Annotated in this window: 18 protein-coding genes; 1 reads left to right on the top strand and 17 read right to left on the bottom strand. The window is 64.9% G+C overall.

Translation table 11 applies throughout. From position 1 onward, the window contains the following. Positions 1-28: 28 nt before the first annotated feature. From B2R83_RS06070 to B2R83_RS06050, 5 genes are read right to left on the bottom strand one after another with little or no spacing between them, the layout of a single operon-like run. Positions 29-988 carry a glycoside hydrolase family 43 protein gene (locus B2R83_RS06070; RefSeq protein WP_414674362.1) on the bottom strand — a complete coding sequence of 320 codons (960 nt, stop codon included), beginning with the start codon at positions 986-988 and terminating at the stop codon, positions 29-31. 29 nt (positions 989-1,017) lie between these two features. Then, the gene (yjfF, locus tag B2R83_RS06065) at positions 1,018-1,983 is read right to left on the bottom strand and encodes a galactofuranose ABC transporter, permease protein YjfF (RefSeq protein WP_292039187.1); all 966 of its coding nucleotides are present in this window, start codon (positions 1,981-1,983) and stop codon (positions 1,018-1,020) included. Beyond that, complete coding sequence (locus tag B2R83_RS06060) at positions 1,980-3,044, bottom strand: ABC transporter permease (RefSeq protein ID WP_292039184.1); 1,065 nt, start codon at positions 3,042-3,044, stop codon at positions 1,980-1,982. The genes yjfF and B2R83_RS06060 overlap by 4 nt, the downstream gene beginning before the upstream one ends. Beyond that, entirely contained in the window at positions 3,041-4,564 is a 1,524-nt protein-coding gene (locus B2R83_RS06055; RefSeq protein WP_292039183.1) for a sugar ABC transporter ATP-binding protein, read from the bottom strand. Before B2R83_RS06055 ends, B2R83_RS06060 begins: the two co-directional genes overlap by 4 nt. Positions 4,565-4,571: 7 nt before the next feature. After that, positions 4,572-5,534: an ABC transporter substrate-binding protein gene (locus tag B2R83_RS06050; RefSeq protein WP_292039180.1), complete on the bottom strand. Its 963-nt coding sequence runs from the start codon at positions 5,532-5,534 to the stop codon at positions 4,572-4,574. 209 nt (positions 5,535-5,743) lie between these two features. On the opposite strand from B2R83_RS06050, the gene B2R83_RS06045 reads away from it, so the two are divergent. After that, positions 5,744-6,640: a restriction endonuclease gene (locus tag B2R83_RS06045; protein WP_292039176.1), complete on the top strand. Its 897-nt coding sequence runs from the start codon at positions 5,744-5,746 to the stop codon at positions 6,638-6,640. Positions 6,641-6,647: 7 nt separating this feature from the next. Here the strand turns inward: B2R83_RS06045 and B2R83_RS06040 are convergent, their stop codons facing one another. From B2R83_RS06040 to B2R83_RS05985, 12 genes are all read right to left on the bottom strand, one after another. Beyond that, complete coding sequence (locus B2R83_RS06040; RefSeq protein ID WP_292039173.1) at positions 6,648-8,993, bottom strand: glycoside hydrolase family 127 protein; 2,346 nt, start codon at positions 8,991-8,993, stop codon at positions 6,648-6,650. Then, the gene (locus tag B2R83_RS06035) at positions 8,990-10,006 is read right to left on the bottom strand and encodes an arabinan endo-1,5-alpha-L-arabinosidase (RefSeq protein WP_292039171.1); all 1,017 of its coding nucleotides are present in this window, start codon (positions 10,004-10,006) and stop codon (positions 8,990-8,992) included. Before B2R83_RS06035 ends, B2R83_RS06040 begins: the two co-directional genes overlap by 4 nt. An 86-nt stretch (positions 10,007-10,092) precedes the next feature. Beyond that, a complete protein-coding gene (locus tag B2R83_RS06030; RefSeq protein WP_292039168.1) occupies positions 10,093-11,637 on the bottom strand; it encodes an alpha-N-arabinofuranosidase in 1,545 nt (514 codons plus the stop codon). 25 nt (positions 11,638-11,662) lie between these two features. Continuing rightward, on the bottom strand, positions 11,663-13,591 hold the full coding sequence (locus B2R83_RS06025; RefSeq protein ID WP_292039165.1) for a glycoside hydrolase family 97 protein: 1,929 nt from the start codon (positions 13,589-13,591) through the stop codon (positions 11,663-11,665). A gap of 145 nt (positions 13,592-13,736) precedes the next feature. After that, the gene (locus B2R83_RS06020; protein WP_292039163.1) at positions 13,737-14,504 is read right to left on the bottom strand and encodes an SDR family NAD(P)-dependent oxidoreductase; all 768 of its coding nucleotides are present in this window, start codon (positions 14,502-14,504) and stop codon (positions 13,737-13,739) included. Between the two features lie 63 nt (positions 14,505-14,567). After that, positions 14,568-15,560: an AraD1 family protein gene (gene araD1, locus B2R83_RS06015; protein ID WP_292039159.1), complete on the bottom strand. Its 993-nt coding sequence runs from the start codon at positions 15,558-15,560 to the stop codon at positions 14,568-14,570. A gap of 66 nt (positions 15,561-15,626) precedes the next feature. Further along, the gene (locus B2R83_RS06010; protein ID WP_292039154.1) at positions 15,627-17,369 is read right to left on the bottom strand and encodes an IlvD/Edd family dehydratase; all 1,743 of its coding nucleotides are present in this window, start codon (positions 17,367-17,369) and stop codon (positions 15,627-15,629) included. Between the two features lie 135 nt (positions 17,370-17,504). Further along, entirely contained in the window at positions 17,505-18,392 is an 888-nt protein-coding gene (locus tag B2R83_RS06005; RefSeq protein ID WP_292039151.1) for an SMP-30/gluconolactonase/LRE family protein, read from the bottom strand. Beyond that, the gene (locus B2R83_RS06000; protein ID WP_414674361.1) at positions 18,389-19,459 is read right to left on the bottom strand and encodes an aldose epimerase family protein; all 1,071 of its coding nucleotides are present in this window, start codon (positions 19,457-19,459) and stop codon (positions 18,389-18,391) included. Before B2R83_RS06000 ends, B2R83_RS06005 begins: the two co-directional genes overlap by 4 nt. A gap of 23 nt (positions 19,460-19,482) precedes the next feature. After that, positions 19,483-20,433 (bottom strand): glycoside hydrolase family 43 protein, encoded by a 951-nt coding sequence (locus B2R83_RS05995; protein WP_292039148.1) that lies wholly within the window; start codon positions 20,431-20,433, stop codon positions 19,483-19,485. Between the two features lie 39 nt (positions 20,434-20,472). After that, entirely contained in the window at positions 20,473-21,825 is a 1,353-nt protein-coding gene (locus B2R83_RS05990; protein WP_292039144.1) for an MFS transporter, read from the bottom strand. 80 nt (positions 21,826-21,905) lie between these two features. Then, positions 21,906-24,797, bottom strand: a complete 2,892-nt coding sequence (locus tag B2R83_RS05985; RefSeq protein ID WP_292039140.1) for a TonB-dependent receptor — start codon at positions 24,795-24,797, stop codon at positions 21,906-21,908. Positions 24,798-24,962 lie beyond the last annotated feature (165 nt).

Raw genomic sequence — 24,962 nt, 5'->3', positions numbered from 1 at the left:
ATCCAATGGAAATACCGCTCGGTGGCTATCACTTGCAGCCGGGCGAGGGGTTGGCGGCCGGCCCTTCCGCCGTTTGCGCCACCGGCAGCATCTTGCCGTCCGGGCCGTAGTGCAGTTCTTCCACCGCGACCGAGCGGCGGAATTCGCCGCCGGTCGGCAGCTTGCCGTTGTGGTAGAAGATGTAGGACTTGCCGTTGAACTCGACGATGGCCTGGTGGATTGTGTTGACGTTGCTGTTCTTCTCCATGATCACGCCGCCGAAGGTCCAGGGGCCGGTGGCGGTCGGGCCGCTCATCACCACGGTCTCTTCGGGGAACTTGCGCGAGTACGAGAGGTAGTAGGTGCCCTTGCGCTTGTGCAGGTAGGCCGCTTCCACGAAATTGTCCAGGCCCACGGTGTGGATCGGTCCGTCGAGCTCGATCATGTTGGGCTTGAGCCTGGCGTACTTCATCACCGTGTTGCCCCAGTACAGATAGGCCTGGCCATCGTCGTCGATGAAGACGGCGGGGTCGATGTCGTCCCAGGGGATATCGGTTTCCTTGGTCATGTCGTTGGTGACCAGGGCGGTGCCGCGGGCGTCCACGAAGGGCCCGGTCGGGCTGTCGGAGACGGCGACGCCGATCGCCTTGCTCTTGAGGGTGGCGTGGTCCACGGTCGAATAGAAGTAGTACTTGCCGTCGCGCTTGACGATGTCCGAAGCCCAGGCGTCGCGCCCGGCCCATTTGAAGGTGCTGTAGCGCAGCGGCGAGCCGTGATCGGTCCACTTCTTCATGTCGCAGCTGGAGTACACGCGCCACTCGTTCATCACGTATTCCTTGCCGCCGACCGGCGCCTCGTCCTTGCCGACATAGAGGTAGACGCGGCCGTTGTCGACCAGCGCGGCCGGGTCGGCCGTGAAGATGTCCTTCACGATGGGATTCGAAGCCCCGGCCAGGGGCGCGGCCAATGCAGAGGCCAGTCCGGCCACGAGTACGGACATCTTATTCATCACGTCTCCTTATATATTGCTTATATTTATTAGCTTTGCTTCTGACGGAAGCCCATCAGGCGTTGGACCACGCAGAACACGAACAGCAGCGCGCCGATGACGATCTTGGTCCACCAGGAGCTGAGGGTGCCGTCGAAAGCGATCAGGGTCTGGATGGTGCCGAGCACCAGCACGCCCGACAGCGCGCCGAGGATGTAGCCGTAGCCGCCGGTGAGTAGGGTGCCGCCGATGACAACCGCCGCGATGGCATCCAGCTCGGTGCCCTGCGCATGCAGGCCGTACCCGGACAGCATGTAAAACGAGAACAGCAGGCCGCCCAGCGCCGCGCAGAAGCCGCTGAAGGCATACACCGCTACCTTGGTGCGGCCCACGGCCAGGCCCATCATCGCGGCCGACTGTTCGTTGCCGCCGATGGCGTACACCGCGCGCCCGAAGGACGAGTAGTGCGCCATCCACACCGCCAGCAGCAGCATGGCGAGCGCGATCAGGGCGCCCGGCGACAGGAAGCCGCCCAGGAAGGGCAGCTGGGTCTGCGACATGGCCACGAACAGCGGATCCTCGATGGTGATCGATTCGATGCTGATCAGGTAGCACAGGCCACGCGCCAGGAACATGCCGGCCAGGGTGACGATGAAGGGCTGCAGGCGGAAGACGTGGATGATCGCCCCCATGGCGCCCCCAAAACACGCCCCGCCCAGCAGCACGAGCGCGATCACCGCCAGCGGCGGCCACTGCGCCGCCTGCAGCAGCCAGGCCGCCACCATGGTGCTCAGGGCCAGCACCGCGCCCACCGACAGGTCGATGCCGCCCGAGAGGATCACGACGCCCATGCCGATGGCGAGCACCAGCAGGAAGGCGTTGTCGATCAGGAGATTGAGCATCACCTGCAGCGACAGGAAGCCGTCATAGGCCTGGCCGCCGGCCAGCAGCATGGCCGCCAGCAGGACCACGGTCGCGGCCGAGGTGAACCAGGGCGCATTTGTCACCTTCTTCATACCGCCCTCCTCTTCCACAGGCTCTTGAACTGGTCGGACTGCGAGATACAGACCAGGAACACCACGCTTGCTTTCACGACCATGTTGACCTCGGGCGGCACGCCCAGCGAATAGATGGTGTAGGTGAGCGTCTGGATGATCAGCGCCCCGATGATGCTGCCCATCAGCGAGAACTTGCCGCCGGCGAGCGAGGTGCCGCCCAGCGTGACCGCCAGGATCGCGTCCAGCTCCAGCATCAGGCCGGCGTTGTTGGCGTCGGCGCTCTTCACGTTGGAGCTGATCATCAGACCGGCCATGCCGGCGCAGGCCGCGCTGAACACGTACACGAAGACGACCAGGGCCGCGGTGCGGATGCCGGCCAGGCGCGCCGCCACCGGATTGATGCCGACCGCCTGGATGAACAGGCCCAGCGCCGTGTGCCGCAGCAGCAGACTGGTGGCGGCAAACACCGCAATCACCACGAACAGCGCGAACGGCAGCCCTGCTAAATACCCGCTGCCCAGGAAGAAGAAGGGCTGGTAGTAGACGGTGACGATCTGGCCGTCGGTCAGCAGCTGGGCCAGGCCGCGCCCGGCCACCATCAGGATCAGGGTCGCGACGATCGGCTGCAGGCCCAGGCCCGCCACCAGGGCGCCGTTCCACAGCCCGCACAGCACGGCCGCGCCCATGGCTGCCAGCAGCGCAAGCCCCATCGGCGTCTGCGCCACGTACTCGGGCACGCCGTTGTTGATGACCATGGTGCCGCCGATGAGCATCGAGGCGACGGTGCCGGACAGGGCCACCACCGCGCCCACCGAAATGTCGATGCCGCGCGTGGCGATAACCAGGGTCATGCCGATCGCGGCCAGCATCAGGGGCGCGGCGCGGTTGACGATGTCGACCAGGCTGCCGTACAGGTGGCCGTCCTTGATCTCGAGGTGGAAGAAGCCCGGAATCAGGAGGAAGTCGATCAGGAGCAGCAGGGCCAGCGCAGCCAGGGGGCGGAACAGCGCATGCTGGAAGACCGAGGGCCGGGACGGCGTGGCGGGGGCCAGCACCGTTTCCTTGACGGCGACGTTCATGCGCTGCCCTCCCCGGCGATCACGTGCAGCACCGAACTGTCGTCCAGCTCACCGCGGCCGTACTCGCCGCAGGCCTTGCGGTCGCGCATGACCACGATGCGGTCGCTCACGCGCAGCACCTCGGGCAGCTCGGACGAGATGAACAGAATCGACATGCCCTTGCGGCACAGGGTGGTAACGTAATCCATGATTTCCTGCTTGGCGCGCACGTCGATGCCGCGCGTCGGTTCGTCGAGGATCATCAGCTTCGGCTCGGTGGCCAGCCAGCGGGCCAGCAGGACCTTCTGCTGGTTGCCGCCGGAGAGCGTGCCGATCGGCGTTTCGATGCTCGCCGTCTTGATCCCCAGTTGTTTCACATAGTGGGCGGCCAGTTCCTGCTGGCGGCGCATCGGGATGGCGCGCAGCAGTCCCTGGCGCGCCTGCAGCGCCAGGATCAGGTTCTCGCGCACCGACAGGGCCAGGATCGCGCCCTCGTACTTGCGGTCTTCCGAGCAGAAGCCGATGCCCTGTTGGATGGCGTCGCGCGGCGTGGAGAACACGCGGCTGCGGCCATCGATCTCGATGGCGCCTCTGTCGGCCTTGTCGGCTCCGAACAGCAGGCGCGCGGTCTCGGTGCGGCCGGAACCGAGCAGGCCGGCCAGGCCGAGCAGCTCGCCCTTGCGGATCTCGAGGTCGATTGGGTTCAGGACGCCCTTGCGCGCCAGCGCCTTGGTGCGCAGGAAGGTCTCGGTGGCTTCGCCAGCCGCGGCACAGGCGCTGCCGCTTTCTTCTTGCGCCTCGGCCGGCGCACCGATCATCTTGTTGACCAGGGCCAGGCGCGACAGCTCGCTGCACAAGTATTCGCCTTCGCGCTCGCCGTTGCGCATCACGGTGATGCGGTCGGAGATTGCGTAGGTCTGGTCGAGGAAGTGGGTGACGAACAGGATCGCCATGCCCTGCTCGCGCAAGCCGCGCAGCACCGAGAACAGCAGCTGGACTTCGTTCTCGTCCAGGCTCGAGGTGGGTTCATCGAGGATCAGGACCTTGCTCGAGATGTTCAGGGCGCGCGCGATCGCCACCATCTGCTGGATCGCGAGCGGATAGCTCGACAAGGGTTGACTAACGTCGACGTCGATCTGCAGGCGCGCCAGCAGTTCGCTGGCCTGGCGGCGCATGCCGCGCCAGTCGATCATGCCGAAACGGCGCGGATAGCGTCCAATGAAGATGTTTTCCGCGACCGACAGGTTCGGGCACAGGTTCACCTCCTGGTACACCGTGCTGATGCCGAGCTGCTGGGCGTCCTGGGTGGAGCTTGGTGCGATCTCCCGGCCATCGAGCATGATACTGCCGCGCTCGGGCTGGTAGACGCCGGTGAGGACCTTGATGAGGGTCGACTTGCCGGCGCCGTTCTGGCCCATCAGCGTGTGGACTTCGCCGGGGAACAGGCGCAGGCCCGCGTCCGACAGCGCCTTCACGCCCGGGAATTGCTTGTGGATGCCGGTCACTTCCAGGACCGGCGCCACGGTGGTCGAGGCGAGCATGGCCGCCTCAGTATTTACGGTTCGGGAATTCCTTGGCCGCGACTTCAGCTGGGAACACACCCTCGTTCACGGTAATACGCTTCGGTACCGGCTTGCCCGCCTTGACCATTTGCGCGGTCTGGATCAGCTGCGGCCCGAGCAGCGGGTTGCACTCGACGGTGACGTTGAGCTTACCCTGCAACATGGCTTCGAACGCGCCGCGCACGCCGTCGATCGACACCACCAGGATGTCCTTGCCCGGCTTCAGGCCCGCTTCCTCAATGGCCTGGATCGCGCCGATTGCCATGTCGTCGTTGTGCGCGTACAGCACGTTGATGTTCTTCCGGTCGGACTTCAGGAAGGCTTCCATCACCTCCTTGCCCTTGGCGCGGGTGAAGTCGCCGGTCTGCGAGCGGATGATCTTCAGCTTCGGATGGTCCTTGATCACTTCCGCGAAGCCGGCCTTGCGGTCGATCGCCGGCGCCGAGCCGACGGTGCCCTGCAGCTCGACGATGTTGTAGCTGCGGTTCGGATTCTTCTTCTGGTGCTCGACCAGCCAGCGCGCGGCGCGGCGGCCCTCTTCCACGAAGTCGGAACCGATGAAGCTCACGTACAGCGAGGGATCGCTCACCTTGACGGCGCGGTCGGTGAGGATGACCGGGATCTTGGCGGCCTTGGCTTCGCGCAGAACGGTGTCCCAGCCGGATTCCACGACCGGCGAGAAGGCGATCACGTCGACGCGCTGGGCGATGAAGGAGCGGATCGCCTTGACCTGGTTTTCCTGGCGCTGCTGGGCGTCGGCGAATTTCAGGTTGACGCCGGCCGCCTTGGCGGCGCTCTTGATCGAGGCGGTGTTGGCGGTGCGCCATTCGCTTTCGGCGCCGACCTGGGAGAAGCCGATGGTGAGGGGTTTGGCGGCGTAGGCCGGCATCGCGGCGGCGATCGCACAGGCGGCGGCGCTACCCAGGAGGGTTCTGCGGGTGAGGGTCATTACCTAGTCTCCGGTATTGTTGTTTCGCAATCGTAAGACAAAGTGTGATGCTGATCCAATCATATTTGTGCTTGAGTAGATACCGGATTCGATATCACTACCCTGGGGCCTTCCCTTCCTTGCATGCACGATGCATCAAAACGGGGTTTGGACTGATTCGACAGGGACAACTGCTGCATACTCGACTACTATTATTTCCACAAGACAACATGGAATGGAATATGGGTCGCCGCAGCAATAAGGGTTTGGTCAACGATCTGGTCGCTCTGCCTTGGCAGTTCAGTGCCGTGCTGGCAGTCAGCGCGTTTGTCGGTATCCGCTGGGTGCTGCCGGGTTTTCTGCCCGAGCGCGGGCCGCTGTCGGCACTGAAACCGGATCTCGACGCGCTGTCCTGGATCGTCTTTGTCGCACTGGCTTTCATGGCAGTGCTGGCAGCGCTGCGTACCGGGTTTCGAGGCTCGGACCATCGATCCGGGTCCAGCCGGCAGCGTGCGCGCATGCGCGCCGTACCGGATGCGGCGCCAGCCGCGAAGCCGGACCCTGCGCGCCTGCCCGCCGCAGCGACGGCGTGGTCGAGCGAGGCACTGCGCATGCTGGAATGGAAGCGCTTCGAGCTGCTCTGCGCCAGCTACTATGAAGCTGTCGGCTTTACCACGGCGACCCTGGCCGCGGGGCCGGACGGCGGCATCGACGTCAAGCTGTTCAAGGTGGATCCGGCGAAACCCCTGGCGATCGTCCAGTGCAAGGCCTGGAACAGCCATCCGGTCGGGGTCAAGGAAGTACGCGAGCTGCTCGGCGTGATGGTGCACGAAGGCGTCGGGAGAGGCATCTTCGTCACCACCGGGAGCTATACAGCCGACGCGCTGCAGTTCGGCGCAGCAAACCCGATCCAGCTGCTCGACGGCGAAGCGTTCGTCAAGAAAATCCTCGCCCTCCCGCTCGACAAGCAGAAGGCGCTGCTCGATGCCGCCTTCGAAGGCGACTACCGCACACCGACCTGCGCCTCCTGCGGCACCAAGATGGTCGCGCGCGACAGCAAGCGCGGCGCATTCTGGGGCTGCATCTACTACCCGCGCTGCAAGACGACGCTGGCGATGCGCGCCTGAAGCCCCGCTAGCGCAGCAGGCGCAGCCCGTACAGCCCGCCCGCGATCGATCCCGGCCTGGCCACGAAGCGCACCGACAACGCGTTCGGCCTGGCCTGCAGGATGGCCGGCGGCAGCGCGTAGTCGACGGTGTAGAACTCCTGGGCGGCATCCTTGGCAAGCGTCACTTCGGCCAGCATCACCCCATTGACCTCGATATCGAAGCGTCGTCCCGCATCGGCCCTGGCAAAGGTGAGCCTCAACAGTTTGGCCTCCCCTTTCGGATCCTTCAGCTCATAGCTGAACCATTTCTTCGCATGGCGCCAGTGGCGTCCGCCGTTCACGCCCGCATCGATACCCTCGCCCTTGAAGAAGTGGTCGGATTCCGGTTGCTGCTCGCCCGGCGCCACCTGATCGATGGTACGGGCGTCCAGCGCCAGCCGGTCCGCTTCGCGGGCGGCATTCTCGGCCCGCATGCGCTCGAAATTGGCCGGCGTCGCATGCTGCCAATACATCGTGTAGCGCGACTCGTGCAGGCGGAAGAAGGGAATGAACTCGGTCGCGCTGCCCGCGGCGCCCTGCACCAGCCCCGGCGCCGTGAAGGTCAGCGGCTTACCCTTCACCGGCTTGAAGCGGCGCAGGAAGTCCAGCGAGTCGCTCACCAGCATCGGCGCCGCCTCCAGTGGACACACCGGCCCGCCCGCGATGTGGCCCATGCGCGACTCGTCGGCCAGGTAGTTCAATTGCTCGTCACCGAACATGCGGGTCTTCGCGGCCAGCACGATGGGGCCGTGCAGCACGGCGTAGTAGTTGGACTGGTCCGGCATCTGCTCCAGGCGCGTGCTCATCGGCAGTTGCACCTCGACCCGGTCGCCCTTCTTCCACGCGCGCTCCAGGCTTACGTAGCCGCCTGGCGCCGCGTCAAACTTCACCGCACTGCCGTTCACCTTCACCACCAGCTTGCCGGCCGCGACCCAGCCCGGATAGCGGATCTTCATGGTGAAGCTGCCCGGTTCGTCCACCGTCAGGCGCGTGCTGCCCTCATCCGGGAAGCGCGTCGACTGGGTGATGCGCACGCCCTTCTCGCGCCAGTGCAGGGTCGAAGGGATAAACAGGTTCACAAACAGCGCATCGCCCTCGTGCGCGTAGATGAATTCGCCGTACTTGGCGTGGCTCTCGATGCCCGAACCGACGCAGCACCACATGCCCTTGTCGACCTGCGAATACACCCGGTAGTGGTTCGGCCGCATCGGCGTGAAGTAGACGAAGCCGCCGCCCGGGCGCTGCGAGGACAGGATGTGGTTGTACAGCGCGCGCTCGTAATAGTCGCCGTAGCTGCCCTTCTGCTCCGACTGGAACAGCATGCCGGTCAGCTTGAGCATATTGTAGGTATTGCAGGTTTCCGGCCCCTCGACCTCGCCGATCATGGAACCGAAGTCCCCGGTGTCGTGGAAGTGCTCCTTGACGCTGTTGCCGCCGATCGCCACCGAACGGCGCTCGACCACCGTCTGCCAGAAGAACTCCGCGGCCTTATCGAGGTCCTGGCGCCCCGTCATGTCGGCGATGCGCTTGAAGCCGATTACTTTCGGAATCTGGGTGTTGGCATGCAAGCCGGTCAGCTTGTCCTCTCCTTGCGCCAGCGGCTGCAACACCGCCTGGTGCGAGAAGCGCAGCGCCAGCTGGAGGTATTTATCGTCGCCCGTCATCTGCGCCACGTCGGCGAGAATCTCGTTCATGCCGCCATGCTCGGCGCGCAGCATCTGCTGCATCTGCTCCTCGCTCAACTGCGCGCTCAGGCGCAGCGCCCAGTCGGACAGCGCAATCAGCATCGCGCGGGCGTCCACGTTGCCGGCGTAGCGGTGGGCGTCGCGCAGGCCCGCGTAGACCTTGTGCAGGTTGTACCAGGGGACCCACTTGCCGTTGACCGAGAAGTTACTGGCGTCCAGCTTGCCTGCCGCGATGTCGCGCCAGGCCTGGCGCCCACCGGGAATGCCGCCCAGGTAGCCGTCTCCGTTCGCTTCCTGCGCGCGCTTGAGTTCCGCCACGAAGTAGTTCAGGCGGCGCAGCACCTCGGCGTCGCCCGTGGCCGCGTACATCAGCGCCAGGGCCGACAGGTAGTGGCCGCCCATGTGGCCGTCCAGCCCCGTCGATTCCCAGTTGCCGTAGCTCGGCTGGCGCGGCGCCAGGCCGGCCTCGCGCAGGAACGGGGCCAGCAGGCGGTCCGGCTCCATCGCCATCATGTAGTTCAGGTCGGTGGTCTGGGCGTCGAGGAAGGGGCCGGGCTTCAGGCGCACGTCGGCCAGCGGGAACAGCTCGGCCGCCTGGGTCCAGGCGGATGACACGAACAAGGCAATTGCGGCGATGCGAAGCTTCATGGCAGGCGGACGCTCTGGTAACGGTTGAGTTCAGACTGGTCGACCAGCGGCCAGCCGTCGCCGTCCCACTTCATCTCCAGCACTTTCAGCTTCTGCTTGTAGCGGTCGGCGCTTTCATAGGCGTGCAGCACCATGACATCCTTGCCGTCGAAGGTGTAGGCGCTGTTGTGGCCCAGCCCCTTCCAATCGCGGTCGCCCTGGATGACGAGCGTACCGCCGCCCTTGGCCATGTCCAGGCCCTGGCGGTCGAGGTAGGGGCCGGTGATCGTCTTGGCGCGGCCGACCACCACCTTGTAGGTGCTGTCCTTGCCCTTGCAGCACAGGTCCCAGGAAGCGAACAGGTAGTACCAGCCATTCTTCCGGAAGATGAAGGGCGCCTCGATCTGGGCCGGACCGGCTTCCTCATCCGGCACGTAGGCCGGACGGTCGCGGCGGGCGATGGTGTGCCATTCCTGCGGCTCGGCCAGCCTAATGCGGCTGGGGTCGAGCTTGACGAGCTTCAGGCCGGTCCAGAAGGAGCCGAAGGACATCCAGGGCGTGCCGTTCTCGTCGTCGATCACGTGCGAGTCGATGGCGTTCCACAGGTCGCGACCCGGCACCGACTGCAGGACCATGCCCTGGTCTTCCCACTTGTAGTGCGGGGAGCGCGGGTCGAGCGTGGTGTTGGTGGTCACGCCGATGCCGGAGGTGTTCTTGCCGAAGCCGGAAACCGAGTAATACAGGTAGTACTTGCCCTTGTGGTGGTAGATGTCCGGCGCCCAGATGTGGTCGTTGAAGGTCGGCGCCGCCGTCCTGGCCCAGGTGGGCTGGCCGGCAAAGACGCGCCCTTCCGGCTTCCAGGACTTCATGTCGGTCGAGCTGTAGAGGGTGATGCCGGGGCCGGTGCTGAAGAGGTAGTACTTGCTGCCCTCTTTCGCCATCACCGGGTCGTGGACTTCGAGCTGGGCGGCGGAGGCAGGGAGCGTGGTGGCGAGCGCCAACACGCCCGCGCTGAGGCGTGAGAGTAAAGACATTGCAAACTCCTGAATTGTCGCGATCCGTAGCGTGGACGGCGGAGCGTGATCTGGTCCACCGGACCAGATCACCCCTACGGAAAGCCTTAGGCGTCTACGGACACGACCACCACCGACTTGGCCGGCACCTTCAGCGTCAGCTTGCCACCCACCGCCTTGGCACTGTACGGCGCCGGCTTGATGGCCTGCGGCTTGTCGAAGGTGTTATGCGCATCCATCGCCTCGGCGGTCAGCACCTGCCCCGTGGCGCCGGTCGCAGCCTGGCCCTTCAGGTCGATGTTCACGTCGCTGGCCTGGTGCGGATTGGTGTTCACCAGGGCCACGTACACCTTGCCGTCCTTGCCGCGCGCGCTCGATGCGCTGATGCCCGGGATGCTCTGGTTGTCGCTCGAGTAGGCCACGTCGTTGTTGACGGCCGTCGGCAGCGAGGTCGCGTCCTGGAACGGTATGTACATCTTGTAGGCGTGGTAGGTCGGGGTCAGGAGCATCTTCTCCTTGTCGGTGATGATCATCGCCTGCAGCACGTTGACCATCTGCGCGATGTTCGTCATGCGGACACGCTCGGCATGCGCATGGAAGATGTTGAAGTTCAGCGCCGCCACGACCGCGTCGCGCAGGGTGTTACGCTGGAACAGGAAGCCCGGATTGGTGCCCGGCTCGACGTCGTACCAGGTGCCCCATTCGTCGACGTAGAAACCGATCTTCTTCTGCGGGTCGTTCTTGTCGAGCACGGCCAGGTTGTCGCGGATGAGCTTATCCATGCGCATGGTCTGGCGCATGGTCGAGAACCATTCCGATTCCGGGAAGCCGATGGCGGCGCCCTTCTTGTCCCAGTTGCCGGTCGGGAGCGTGTAGTAGTGGAAGCTGATGCCGTCGGTGCCGCGCGCGGCTTCGCGGCTCAGCACGTCGGTCCACTTGGTGTCGTTGTCGTTGCCGCCGCTGGCGACGATCTTCGGACGCGCGTTCGGCGGCGTCTTCAGGAAGGTGGCGTAGTGGTTGTACAGCTGCGCGTAGTATTCCGGCTTCATGTTGCCGCCGCAGCCCCAGGCTTCGTTGCCGATGCCGAAGAAGGCGACCTTGAACGGCTCCTTGCGGCCGTTCTTGCGGCGCTGCTCGGCCAGGGTCGACTTGGTGTCCGAGGTCATGTACTCGAGCCACTCGGCCATCTCCTGCGGGGTGCCGGAGCCGAGGTTGCCGTTGACGTAGGCTTCGGTGCCGAGGATGTCGACCAGGTCGAAGAACTCGTGGGTGCCGACCGCGTTGTCCTCGGCCACGCCGCCCCAGTGGGTGTTGACCTTCACCGGGCGCTTGTTGCGCGGGCCGATGCCGTCGCGCCAGTGGTATTCGTCGGCGAAGCAGCCGCCCGGCCAGCGCACCAGCGGCACCTTCAGTTCCTTCAGGGCGCCGACCACGTCATTGCGCCAGCCGCGGGTGTTCGGGATCTTCGAGTCCGGACCCACCCACAGGCCTTCATAGATGCCGGTGCCGAGGTGTTCGGCGAACTGGCCGTAGACGTTCTTGTTGATCACCGGGCCCGGTTTGGTAGCGTCGATGCTTACGTTCACCTGGGCGAAGGCCGAGGCCGATGCAAGGACGCTGAGCGCGAGGATGGTCGGTTTGAATACGTTCACTACTGTCTCCTGTTCTGTCGAACTCTTATTGGAATACGGCGACGAAGCCGCCGTGCGCTTTGATACTGATCTTGTGCTTGCCGCCCTTGCTGCCCGTGAAGCGCGACTGGCTGAAGGCGCGCTCGCCCTCGCCGTCCGTGATGAGGGTGCCACCCGCTTTGCCGATGAAGGACAGGTCCAGCTCGAGCGCCTTATCGGCTGCGTCGGCGTTCAGGCCGGCCACGTACCAGGCCTTGCCTGCCCTGCGTGCGATCACGACATGGCGGCCGGGGTAGCCGTCGACGAAGCGGGTCTCGTCCCAGCTGCGCGGCAGGTCCTGCAGGAAGCCCTTCACATAGGCGGGCGCGGTGGCCATGCCTTCCGGCGTATCGGCGAAGTGCTGGATCCCGGAGAGGAACAGCACCGACTCGGCCAGCTCGAAGCCGTTACGGGTCTTGCGCTGGATCTTGGGGATATCGCCGAACACGGTGGGCGTGAAGTCGATCGGGTCGAACAGGTTGCGCGTGAACGGCAGCATCGCAGCGTGCGGCGCGACCACGTCCTGGTCGCTTTGTTCGAAGGTGGTGAACTCGAAGCCGCGCACCGCCTCCACGGTCATCAGGTTCGGGTAGGTGCGCGACCAGCCCCGCGGCAGCGTGGCGCCGTGGAAGTTCACCAGGAGACCCGCCTTGGCGGCATCGTTCAGGATGTCGACGTAGTAGGCGATCATCGACTGGCCGTCGCCGGCGAAGAAGTCGATCTTCACGCCCTTGACGCCCATCTCGACCAGCTTCGCGAATTCGCGGGTGCGCCCTTCGCGGGTGAGCAAGGCGCTTTTCGGTGTGAACGGGGTCTTGTTCCAGTCGCCGGACGAGTTGTACCAGACCAGGATGCCGATGTTCTTCCTGGCGCCGTAAGCGACCAGCTCGCGCATCTTCGCGTCGCCGATACTGCGGTCCCAGCCGGCGTCCACCAGGGTGTACTCCCAGCGCATGTCGGCGGCGTAGTCGACAAACTTCTTCTGGACCTCGAAAACGGTACCCTCATCCTTCAACAGCGCCCAGCTCCACGAGGCGTGGCCGGGCTGGACGCGCGCCTTGTCGAAGGCAATGGCCGGAGCCGCGAGGTCGGTGCCGAGCGTCGATTCGACCAGGGTCTTCAGGGAACCGAGCGCGATGACGCGCCAGGGCGTCACCAGCTCGCCCTTGCTTTGCGCCAGCAGCGCGCCGTTGGTGAACACTTCGGCGGCCATCGGAGAAGCGAGCCGGTAGCGGCCTTCCGGCGACTCGGCGTCCAGGCGCGAGGCGTGGAAGCTGCCGTCCATGTTCGCCTCGGTCAGCGCCACCCAGGTGTCGCCCGTGCGGAACAGGGCCGGGAACACCCAGCCGGCGGGCATCGGGGACCGGGTGCCGACCGCGATCTCGCGCTGGTAGTGCTCTTCGTAGGACGGGTTGGTGTTCGCCCAGCCGGTCTGCGCCACCGCCATCGGCTGGAGCCAGGCTTTAGCCGACTTGTCGAAGCTGAAACCGGTGGCCTCGGAGATGAATTTCTTCTGCGGCAGCGCCGGCTCGGCTACCCGATAGCGAAAGGCGACGCCGTCGTTCGAGACGCGAAAAGCCAGGTCCATGGCATGGCCCTGGGCGTTGCGCACGGTGTAGACCTGCTCGTTTGCGGCGTAGGTAATGCGTCGCTTCTTGCCGGTGGCGAGTTCGTAGCTGTCGCGGACCGACTTGATCGCGGAGGTGGAGGCGATCTTGAGCCCGGCCGCGAGGTCGGCGCCTTCCAGTCGCAAACCGAGCGGGGACGGGAGGATGACGGGTTTGCCGCCGCGGGCGACGGCATAGGTCAGGGTGCCGTTTGGTGCGGCGCTGACGGTCACGGAGATATGGCCGTCCGGGCTGGTCAGGGCGGCGGCGTGCGCCTGAGTGCTGAAGATGGCGGCGAGCGCCAGGGTGGTGCGAATCACAGAGGTCATAGGAATCTCCGTTAGCGCGTCGTTCCGGCGCAGGCCGGAACCTAAGTCCGTGGCGTGCCGACGAACTTGGATCCCGGCCTTCGCCGGGATGACGGATCATAGGGATGTGGTGAAAGCGAGCGTAGCGGCACTCAGCCGCTACACATCACGTCCAGCCCGCGTCGACGACGAAATCCTGCGCCGTGCACATCTTGCTGTCGTCGGCGCCGAGGAACAGCACCATGGCGGCGATATTGTCCGGCATCAGCTTGCCCGGCAGGCACTGGGCCTTCTTGATCTCGAGCTCCGCCGCCTCGTCGACCCACAGGTCGATCTGGCGCTGGGTCATGACCCAGCCCGGCGTGACGGTGTTGACGCGCACGCCGAAGGGACCGAGGTCGCGCGCCAGGCTGCGGGTCAGGCCGATCACAGCCGCCTTGGTGGTGGCGTAGACCGGATAGCCGGCGCCCTTGGCATGCCAGGACATGGAAGAGAAATTGATGATGGAACCGCCGCCCATCTTCTTCATGCCCGGCAGGACTGCCTGCGCGGTGAAGAACATGGGGCGCTGGTTGATGGCGATGCGCTCGTTCCAGTAGTCGAGCGAGACCTTTTCGACGTCGTGGCGCTGGTCGTTGGCAGCGTTATTGACCAGGACCTCGAAGTCGCCCAGCTGTTCGGCCAGCTCGGCCATCGTGCGCTGCAGCGCGGGGATGTCGGTGATATCGCAATGGCGGAACACCGGCGCGCGATGACCGGCATCGGCGAGCTTCGCGCACAGCGTCTCGCTCGCCTCTATCGCAATGTCGACGAAGGCGACCACCGCGCCCTGCTCCACGAACGCCTTCACGATCGCTTCGCCGATGCCGGTGCCGCCTCCTGTCACGAATACCCGCCTGTCCTGCAGGCTGGGGTAGCTAGCCAACTTTGTCATGCATGTCTCCGTCCGTTCTTATTGTGAGGCGGCCTTGCTCTTCGGTCAATGCGCCGCCAGTGCTTACAGTGGCTTCACCTTCGCGAAGCCGGTATCGAGCACTGCCAGGCGGTTGCGCAGGGCCGGGCCGAACTGCGGCGATTCCACTTCGAAGGTCTCGCCGGGTGTTACCTGGATGCTGTCGGCGAAGCTCAGGGTGGCGGTCCCGAAGAAGTGGATGTGCACGTCGCCCGGACGCTTGAACAGGCCGTACTTGAAGTGGTGGTATTCGAGGTTCTCGATGGTGTGCGACATGTTCTGCTCGCCGCTGACGAAGGCCTTCTCCCAGCGCACCTGGCCGTCCTTGCCGAGGATGCGCGAGGTGCCCGACACGTGGCCCGGCAATTCGCCCACCAGCAGCGCCGGTCCGACGCCGCAGTTGCGCAGTTTCGAGTGGGCCAGGTAGAGGTAGTTCTGGCGCTCGGTAACGTGGTCCGAGAATTCGTTGCCGATGGCGAAACCGAGGCGGTAGGGCTGGCCATCGTCGCCGATCAGGTACAGGCCCGCGATCTCCGGCTCCTCGCCGCCGTCGAGCGCGAAGTCCGGCATCTCGATGTCCTGGCCGGTCGCGCGCACGATCGAGCCGTCGCCCTTGTAGAACCATTCCGGCTGCACGCCGGGCGTGCCCGATGCCGGCTTCCCGCCTTCCACGCCCATGCGGAACATCTTCATCGAGTCGCTCAGGGACTCGACGTCGCCGCCGATCTTCTTGTGCATGGCGTCGCGGGTGTCGGCGCTGCCCAGGTGGGTCAGGCCGGTGCCGGTAACGTAGCAGTGGGCCGCGTCCGGGTGGTCGAGCGGCGGGAGGATACGCCCGGCCTGGGCGACGTCGTCGTAGTGATAGTGCTCGCTGGTGGCGGCGCTGTCGGCCAACTGCGCCAGGCCGGCGCCGGCGGCGATGGCGGCGCGCGCGAGCTCGAGGGTCGTGGCATAGCCGCCGACGACGCGGATGGTGTTGTCGTGCAGGATGCCGATGCGGCGTTCCTGGGATTCAGTGATGAATTGTACGAGCAGCATGGCCCGGTCTCCGATGTCGATATAAAAGAGAATGCGCGGCCGCCGGGGCGGCCGCGTAAGGCAGCGTCAGTGCGAGTGCTTCGGCACCGCGGACCCGCGACAACCGATCAGGAAGTCGAAGTCGCAGCCCTCGTCCGCCTGCAGCACGTGATCCAGGTAGAGCCGCTGGTAGCCGCTGTGCTGGACCGGCTTGTTCTGCTCGGCGCGCTCGGCCAGGCGGGTGCGGATCTCCTCGTCCGACAGCTCGATGTTCAGGCCGCCGCCGGCGCAATCCAGCTGGATCCAGTCGCCGTCGCGCACGATGCCGAGCGGGCCGCCGGCCATGGCTTCCGGCGCCACGTGCAGCACCACGGTGCCGTAGGCGGTGCCGCTCATGCGCGCATCCGAGATGCGCACCATGTCGGTGATGCCCTGGGCCAGCAGTTTGGGCGGCAGGCCCATGTTGCCGACTTCCGCCATGCCCGGGTAGCCTTTCGGGCCGCAGTTCTTCATCACCAGGATCGAATTCGCATCGACATCCAGGTCGGGGTCGACGATGCGCTGCTTGTAGTGGTCGAAGTCCTCGAACACGACGGCGCGGCCGCGGTGCTGCATCAGGTGCGGCGAAGCTGCCGAAGGTTTCAGCACGGCGCCGCGCGGCGCCAGGTTGCCGCGCAGGATGCGGATGCCGCCGTCCTCGATCAGCGGAGTCTCCAGCTTGCGGATCACTTCATCGTTGTAGATCGGCGCGTCCTGGCAGTTTTCCCACAGGGTCTTGCCGTTGACGGTGAGCGCGTCCCTGTTCTTGAGCAGGCCGCCCTCGCCCAGGCGCCGGATCACGCCCGGCAGGCCGCCGGCGTAGTAGAACTCCTCCATCAGGTATTTACCCGAGGGGAGCAGGTCGACGATGGTCGGGGTGCCCTTGCCGATCGCGGTCCAGTCTTCCAGTTCGAGCGGCACGCCGACGCGGCCGGCGATGGCCTTCAGGTGGATCACGGCATTGGTCGAACCGCCGATCGCCGCGTTCACGCGGATCGCGTTCTCGAAGTTCTCGCGCTTGAGGATTTTAGAGAGGCGCAGGTCTTCGTGCACCATCTCGACGATGCGGATGCCCGACATGTGGGCCAGCACGTAGCGGCGCGCGTCCACTGCGGGAATCGCGGCATTGTGCGGCAGCGAGGTGCCGAGCGACTCCGCCATGCAGGCCATGGTCGACGCGGTGCCCATGGTGTTGCAGGTGCCGGCCGAGCGCGAGTGGCCGGCTTCGGCGGACAGGAAGTCGTGCATGGTGATCTGGCCGGCCTTGGCCTGCTCGTGCAGCTGCCAGACGGCGGTGCCGGAACCGATGTCCTTGCCGTTCAGCTTACCGTTGAGCATGGGGCCGCCGGTGACGACGATGGTCGGCAGGTCGACGCTGGCGGCGCCCATCAGGAGCGCCGGGGTGGTCTTGTCGCAGCCCACCAGCAGCACCACGGCGTCCATCGGATTGCCACGGATGGATTCCTCGACGTCCATGCTGGCCAGGTTCCGGGTCAGCATGGCGGTCGGGCGCAGGTTCGATTCGCCGTTCGAGAACACCGGGAACTCGACCGGGAAACCGCCGGCTTCCAGGATGCCGCGCTTGACGTGTTCGGCCAGTTTGCGGAAGTGGGCGTTGCAGGGGGTGAGTTCGGACCAGGTGTTGCAGATGCCGATGATCGGCTTGCCCTGGAATTCATGGTCGGGAATGCCCTGGTTCTTCATCCAGCTCCGGTACATGAAGCCGTTCTTGTCCTGGGTCCCGAACCACGCCGCCGAGCGCAGCGTGGTCTTTTTCTTCGTCTCGGACATGCCTTCTCCTCGTTGTTTCCGCCACGGGAGGCTGGTTACCCCCTCTCATGTCGTGTTGTTCAGCAATGAGGCAAGTCTAAAAGCTGACCAGATAACTTTCCAATCAAATATTTCGCAATATTGATACTGAATTCGTTATCTGAAAGCGCCCAGAAAGCGCGATTCCGGCAGTCCGCGCACGTCCAGCGCAGAGCGGAACATGGCGCCCGACAGGGGCGCGCCGGCGCGGTCGCCCCCTGTCATGCCAAGCCAGGCGCTGGTGACATACAGGGTAGAGAAGTCCGGCCCGCCGAAGGCCGGGCAGCTCGGCTGCGGCGCGGCGAGCGTCAATACCCGGTCCAGCCGGCCATCGGGGCCAAAGCGCATCACCTGCCCCGCTCCCCAGCGCGTGGTCCACAGGCAGCCTTCGGCATCGATGCAGGAGCCGTCCGGTTCCCCCGGCGCCGCGTCGGCCGGCACGAACACCTGCGAGGCACCGATCGCGCCGCTGTCCGGGTCATATTGACAACAGCGGATCTCGCGCGTGACCGAGTCGGCGTAGTACATGCGCCGCCCGTCCGGGCTGAAGCAGATGCTGTTGGCGATGGCGGCATTCCCGAGCGGCAGGCGCTCGAGGCTCAGGTCCGTGTTCAGGCGGTAGAAGCCGCCCAGCGCGCGCTTTGGACTGTCTTCCTGGTTGAACATGCCGAACACGAAGCGACCCTGGCGGTCGCAACGCCCGTCGTTGATGCGGGTGGCCGGGATGTCGGCTTCGACCTCGACGATGCGCGTCACTTCTCCGGTCGAGAAGCGGAAGAAGGCCAGGCCGGAGGCCAGCGCCAGCAACAGGCAATCGTCGCTGCCGGTCAGCGCGAAGGAGCACAGGCGCTCCGGCATCTGCCAGCTAAAGCTCCTGCCGCTGGCAGGCGAATACGACCACAGGGTCGCCTGTGGAATGTCGGTCCACAGCAGGCGACCGGTGCGCTCGCACCACAGCACGCATTCGCCCAGTTCATGGCGATTGTCGAGGAAGTGCTCCATCATGGCTGCGCTCCCTGCACCGAGAAGCGGAAGCGCGACGCGGTCCGGTACACCTGGCCCGGGCGCAGGATCACGTTCGGGAAGCGCGGCCGGTTCGGCGAATCCGGGAAATGCTGGGGCTCCAGGCAGAAGCCGCTGCGGTGTCCGTAGCTGCGGCCCTTGCCGGATAGCGAGCCGTCCAGGAAGTTCCCGCTATAGAACTGCACGCCCGGCTCCTCGGTGAACAGCTCCAGCACCCTGCCCGACACCGGTTCGAGCACGTGGGCCGCGCGCGTCATCTCGGGGCCGTTCGGCTTGTTGAGCACAAAGTTGTGGTCGTAGCCCTGGCCATGGCGCAGCTGCTTGTCCGGCTGGCCGACGCGTTCGCCGATCGGACGCGGGGTGCGGAAGTCGAAGGGCGTGCCGGTGACCGGCGACAAGGTCCCCAATGGGATCGATGCCGCATCGATGCCCACGAAGGTGTCGGCGTCGATGGTCAGCAGATGCTCGAGGATGTCGCCTTCGCCGGCCAGGTTGAAGTAGCTGTGCTGGGTCAGGTTGACCGGGGTCGGCTGGTCGGTGACGGCCTCGAAGCGCACCACCAGCTCGTTGTCGTCGTTCAGCTCATAGTAGACAACGGTATCCAGGTTCCCGGGATAGCCCTGCTCGCCGTCGACGCTGCGGTAGGCCAGGCGCAGGCTGTCGCCCTCCACGCTGGCCTGCCACTTGCGCTTGTGGAAGCCGTCCGGTCCGCCATGCAGGTGGTTCTCGCCGTCGTTCGCCGGCAGCACGACGTCGCGGCCGTCGAGCGTGAAGCGGCCACCGGCGATGCGGTTGCCGTAGCGGCCGATCAGGGCGCCGAAGTACGGGTTCTCGCCTTCATAGGCGGTCAGCGTGTCCAGGCCCAGCACCACGTCGGCGAAGCGCCCCTCGCGGTCGGGCGCGTGCAGCTCGGTGATGATGCCGCCGAAATCGATGATCTTGGCCACCAGGCCGTTCGCATTGGCCAGTGTGAATTCGGTGATGGCCTGGCCGTTCGCCAGCCGTCCATAGGGCGCCTGGGTGATGCCGCGGGTGCTCAGGTCTCTCAAGGCGTTCTTCCTCGGTTGGTGGCTCAGTTGGTCGATGGGCGGCCGAACACCGGCATGCCGTCCGCGTCCCAGCGCAGGGTTTTCACGAAGGTGTGGCGGTCCGGGTTCCACAGCGGATCGCCGACGATCTCGGTATAGGTGCGGGCGTGGTAGACCAGCATCACGGTCTCGCCGTCTTCGGCATAGGTGAAGCTGTTGTGGCCCGGGCCGTAGATGCCGTGCTCGTAGCAGGTGCGAAGCACCGGCTCGGGCGACTTGGTCCAGGAGCTGGGGTCGAGCAGGTCGGCGTCCTGGTCCGCCCACAGCAGGCCCATCGCGTAGTTCTCGTCGGTGGCGCTGGCCGAGTAGCTGATGAAGATCCTGCCGTAGCGGCGCACCACCGACGGGCCTTCGTTGACCCAGAAGCCGCGCGTCTCCCAGTCGAACTCGGGCTTGCTGAGCATGACCGGCTTGCCTTCGATCTGCCACGGCGTCTTCATCGGCGCAATGTAGAGGTTGGAGTTGCCTTCGATGTCGTGGTTCTTCTGCGCCCACAGGTAGTACAACTGGCCCTTGTGGGTGAAGGTGGTGGCGTCCAGGCAGAAGCTGTCGATGCCGGTGTCGACCTGGCCCATGAATTCCCATTCGCCCTCGAGCGGATTGGCATTCCGGTTGCGGATCGCGTACATGCGATGCTGGAACAGCTTGTGCTTGATCTCGCGGCTCGGGGCCGCGGCGAAATAGATGTACCAGGCACCCTGGTTGAAATGGATCTCCGGCGCCCACACCAGTTCGCAGTACGGGCCGGTGTCGGGCTTGGTCCAGACGTCCACGGTGCGGGCCTGCGCCAGGCCGGCGATGGTGCTGGCGCGGCGCAGCTCGATGCGGTCGTATTGCGGCACCGAGGCAGTGAAGTAGTAGTAGCCGTCGTCGTGCTTGTAGATGTAGGGATCGGCGCGCTGCTCGATCAGGGGTTTCAGAATGGTTTCTTGCATGATTATTCGATGATTCATGGGGTGGTTGAACTACGGCACTCAACTGGCGACGTAGCCCGCCGTGCGCATGTCGGCCTTCACAGTGTCGTAGTAGCTGTCGCTGATGCGGTACTTGAACATCAACACGCCCATCAGGAAGTGGAAGAAGCCCGGGATCACCGACAGCATCAGGGCGATGCCCTGCAGCGCCAGCGCCGACTGCTCCTGGTTGGGCTGGTACTGGAAGTAATCCAGCAGGATGCCGACCATGCCGCCCGCGATCGCCATGCCCGCTTTCTGGCACACCGAGATGCCGCCGAAAGCGAAGCCTGACACGCGCTTGCCGGTCTTGACCTGGCCGTAGTCGATGGTCTCGGCGATCGCCGACCAGAACACCGGCGCGTGCAGGTCCACCACCAGCGACAGGATGAAGTACAGGACGAAGGCCAGGACGATGTCGCCCGGCTGCACCAGGAAGTAGATCAGGAGGCTGATGACGGCAACCAGGATCTGGGTGTTGCGAAACAGCTTGACCTTGCAGTAGAACTTGGTGGTCCAGGTGGACACCACCATCGCCAGGATCGCCGCCGCCACGCCCGTGGACAGGAAGGCCGAGACGGTGGCGGTGTCGCCGCCCAGGTAATACTTGGCGTAGTAGATCGCCACCGAGCCGCGGATCACGTAGCCGATGGTGCCGGTCACGCACACGGCGCACAGGATCAGCCACTGGTCGTTCCGCATCAGCACGCGCACCTGGTCCATCAAGGGCTGCTTCTCGACCTTGTGGACGACGCGCTCGGTGGTGGTGAAGAAGCACAGCAGGAACAGCAGCACGCCCATCGCGGCCATCACCGCCATCGCGGCCTGGTAGCCGGCGGCCTGGTTGCCGGGGTCCCACCAGCTGGCCAGCATCGGCACAATGATGGTCACCATGAAGGCGCCGATCTTGGCGAAGAACAGGCGGTAGCCGTTGGCCGACAGGCGTTCCTGCGGGTCCGAGGTGAGGCCGCTGATCAGGGAGATGTAGGGAATGCCGACGCCCGCCGTCATCAGGGTCATCAGGATGTAGGTCGAGTAGGCCCACACCAGCTTGGCGTCATAGCCCCAGTCGGGCGTGGAGAACACCAGGAACACGCTCAGGCCGTAGGGCGCGGCGAGCAGCAGCAGCCAGGGACGGTAGCGCCCCCAACGGGTCAGCACCGAGTCGGTCACCTGCCCCATCGCCAGGTCGGCCACGGCGCCCACCACTTTCACGGCCACGAACAGGGCCGCCAGGTCGGCGGTGTGGATGCCGTAGATGTCGGTGTAGAAGAAGGTAATGATCAGCATCATCGACGAGATCACCACGTTGAGCGCCATGTCGCCGGCGCCGAAACCCACTTTTTCGAGGGTGGAGAGTTTTTGTGTGTGCATGTGCATTCCCTTCCGAACGACCCGGGGCACTGCCGGAATCCATCCCGCAGTGCCCCTGCTTCTACTACATCGCTTGCGGCTTACATCTTCCAGCGCAAGGCGACCGAGACCGAACGTCCGACCTGCACGGTACCGAAATTGGTCAACTGCTCGTTACCCGCATTGCCGAAGTGGTAGTACTGGCGCTGCATTTCGTTGGTCAGGTTGATGGCGCCGATATCGACCGACATCCTGTCGTTGACCTTGTAGGACACTTGCATGTCCACGCTCTTCTCGGGCTGGCGCCAGATACCGATCGGATTGGCAAACAGGGCGGCTTCGTTGGCGGCCAGGAAGGCGGAGCGCCAGACATAGGACAAACGCGCGCTGACCGGGCCCTTTTCGTAAGCCAGGGTGGCGTTGTACGAGCGGTCGGACACGCCGAAGAACGGCGTTTCGAGCTGGGCGATGATCTCGCCGGCGCTATTCGCCTCGGGAACGTTCTGCGACGAGCTGAGCTTGGTAATACTGCCCTGGAAGCCCAGGCCGTCCAGCGGGCCTGGCAGCCACTTCGGGAAGTAGATCAAGCCGAGCTCCACGCCCTTGATGCTGCCGTCGGAGGCGTTGACCGGCGAGTTGATGACATAGTCGTAGCCGTTGGTATGGTCGCCGCCCGAGGTCGAGTTGCGGAACGGGTCGTCCGCCGGGTCGACGTGGATCTTGCGGCGCAGGGGCACGACCAGGCCGTCGATCTTGCGCTTGAAGACAGTGCCGTAGAGCGCGCTGTCTTTCTGGAAGTACCACTCGCCGGTCAGGTCGAAGTTGGTCGAGAGCGTCGGCTTCAGGTCCGGATTGCCGCCGGTGCCCGAGCCATACCCCACCCGCGACACGTCGTCGGCCAGTTGCAGGACGGGATTCAGGTCGCCGAAGTTCGGACGGCGCAGGGTTTTGCCGAAGTTGAAGCGCGTGACGACGTCCTTGGCCGCATCGTAGGTCAGGGTCAGGCTGGGCAGGAACTTGCTGGTCGACTTGTCGGCGCCGGACGGCGTCACCGCTTTCGTGCTGGCGTCGACCTTGTAGAAGGTCATGTCGGTATCGACCTTGGTGTAGCGCACGCCGGCATTGGCGCGCAGGCGATTGCCGAACAGCTCGCTCTGGAAATTCCCCATCAGGTAGAGATTGCTCGTCTTTTCCTCGATCTCGAAGGTCTTCTGCAGGCGCAGCTGGTCCGTGGTCAGGAAGTTGCTGTTGACCGAGTGATACAGCTTGCGCCACTCGTCGATATTGTCGCGGATGTAGTAGGCATTGGGTTCGAGCCATGAGCGCGGGACATCCGAGATGTCGGTGCCGAAGTTCGAGTTGGTAATGGCATACTGCGGACCGAGCGAGGCGAGATTGCGGCCCAGGAAGGCCGATTGGGTCCGGTTGGCTTCCGAGGCCTTGCGTACGTCGTGGCGCACGCCGAACTGCAGCGTCTGCAGCGCACCCCAGTCGGCATCGAACACGCCCGCCAGCGTGGCAGTGGCGGCGCTGCCCTTGTTGCGGTTGGCGTTATCGTAGAACTCCGCCACATTCCACTTGGTCGGGTCGACCAGGTCGGCATTGTTATTGAAGCGGAAGGCCGTATCGCCGCCGGCATTGAAGTCGACGTCGATGGACGGCGCCACGCGATCGATCCGGGTGGCGGTGAATTGCGTGTCGAACTCGCTCGTCTGGTAGGACAGATCGCCGTCCAGCTTCAGGCGCTCGCCGACATTCCACTTGCCGTTCAGGGCATATACGAAGGAATCGGTTTTCGAGGTGGTGTAGTCGCCGCTGTTGAAGCCATAGACGTTGTTGACCTTGCGGGTCTTGATGACGTTGGTACCCGGGAAGGTCGTGATCGTCCCCGCCGGGTTGCTGCCCAAATCGCCCCACCAGTCGACAAAGCTGAACAGCAGCTGGTTGAAGGCCTTGTCGCGATAACCGTTGTACATCGATTCGAAGGTGTAGACCGCATCGCTGTTCGGTTTCCACTGCAAGGCGATATTCGCGGCGGGACGCTTGCGCTCACCCTGGACGTCGCTCTGGAAGATGGCGTCGCGCGCCAGGTAATACGGATAGGCCTTGCCGCCGAAATTCAGGGTCGAACCGGCTGCCATCGGCAAGCCGGTACGGGTACCGGGCGCCCAGATGTTGTTGTCGAAGATGCGCTGCAGGGGCGTATACCCTGGCGGCACTTCGGCCGCATTCGGGCTGGTGAACGGCACCATGGCGCCCGGCGTCACGCTTTCATTGCGGTATCGCGTCTGGGTGGCAGCCAGGTTGACCAGGGCGCCGACCTCGCCAATGCCGGTTTCCCAGCGGTTGCTGAACATGGCGCTGAGCTGCGGGTTCCACTTTTTCGCAGGGTCCAGATAGGTTTCGCGCGCCGAGATCGACACCTGCGGCCCCTTGAAATCGAAGGGCCGCAGCGACTTGACGTCGATCTGGCCTGCAATGCCGGTTTCCAGCTGGCTGGCGTCGCGCGTCTTGTACACGTCGATCTGGCGCACCAGGGTCGAGGGAATGTCCTGGAGCGCGACCTGGGTGCCCGAGGCGGTAAAGATGTTACGGCCGTTCCAGGTGGTCTGGACGTCGGGCAGGCCGCGGATCGACAAGGCGCCGACTTCGCCGCCGGCGCGGTTGGTGACCTGGATCCCGGTCACGCGCTGCAGCGCTTCGACGACATTGTTATCGGGGAGCTTGCCGATGTCTTCGGCAACGACCGATTCCACCACCTGGTCGCTGATGCGCTTGATCGCCAGGCTCTTGACGAGCGATGCCCTGACGCCGGTGACGACCACGGTCTGCGTATCACTCGGCTCCGTCGTCTCGGCCGCGGGGGAGATCTCCTGGGCGCCGACCGTGGCGGCGCTCATCAGGCCTGCTCCGGCCAGTGCAGCGACCGTGGCGCGAAGTGCGAAGGCGTGACCGGTACTGGCCGCGGCGCGGCCGAATGATGTGCGTTTCATACGTCTCCTGATGTCGTTGTCGTTATGGCCGCTGTGTCGCGGCTTTGCTGTTATTACATGCTCGACAGGAATGGTAGGCCTAGCATCGAGAGCGTTCCAATCATATTTTTGGCCAATCCGATACCAAAACATGTATCGGCGAGGCAATCACGATCGTGATTGCTT

Source organism: Massilia sp. UBA6681 (genome assembly GCF_002454935.1).
GTDB classification, from domain to species: Bacteria; Pseudomonadota; Gammaproteobacteria; order Burkholderiales; family Burkholderiaceae_D; genus Telluria; species Telluria varians.
Note: the sequence above shows the minus strand (reverse complement) of the source record. Positions and strands in the feature narration are given on the sequence as shown.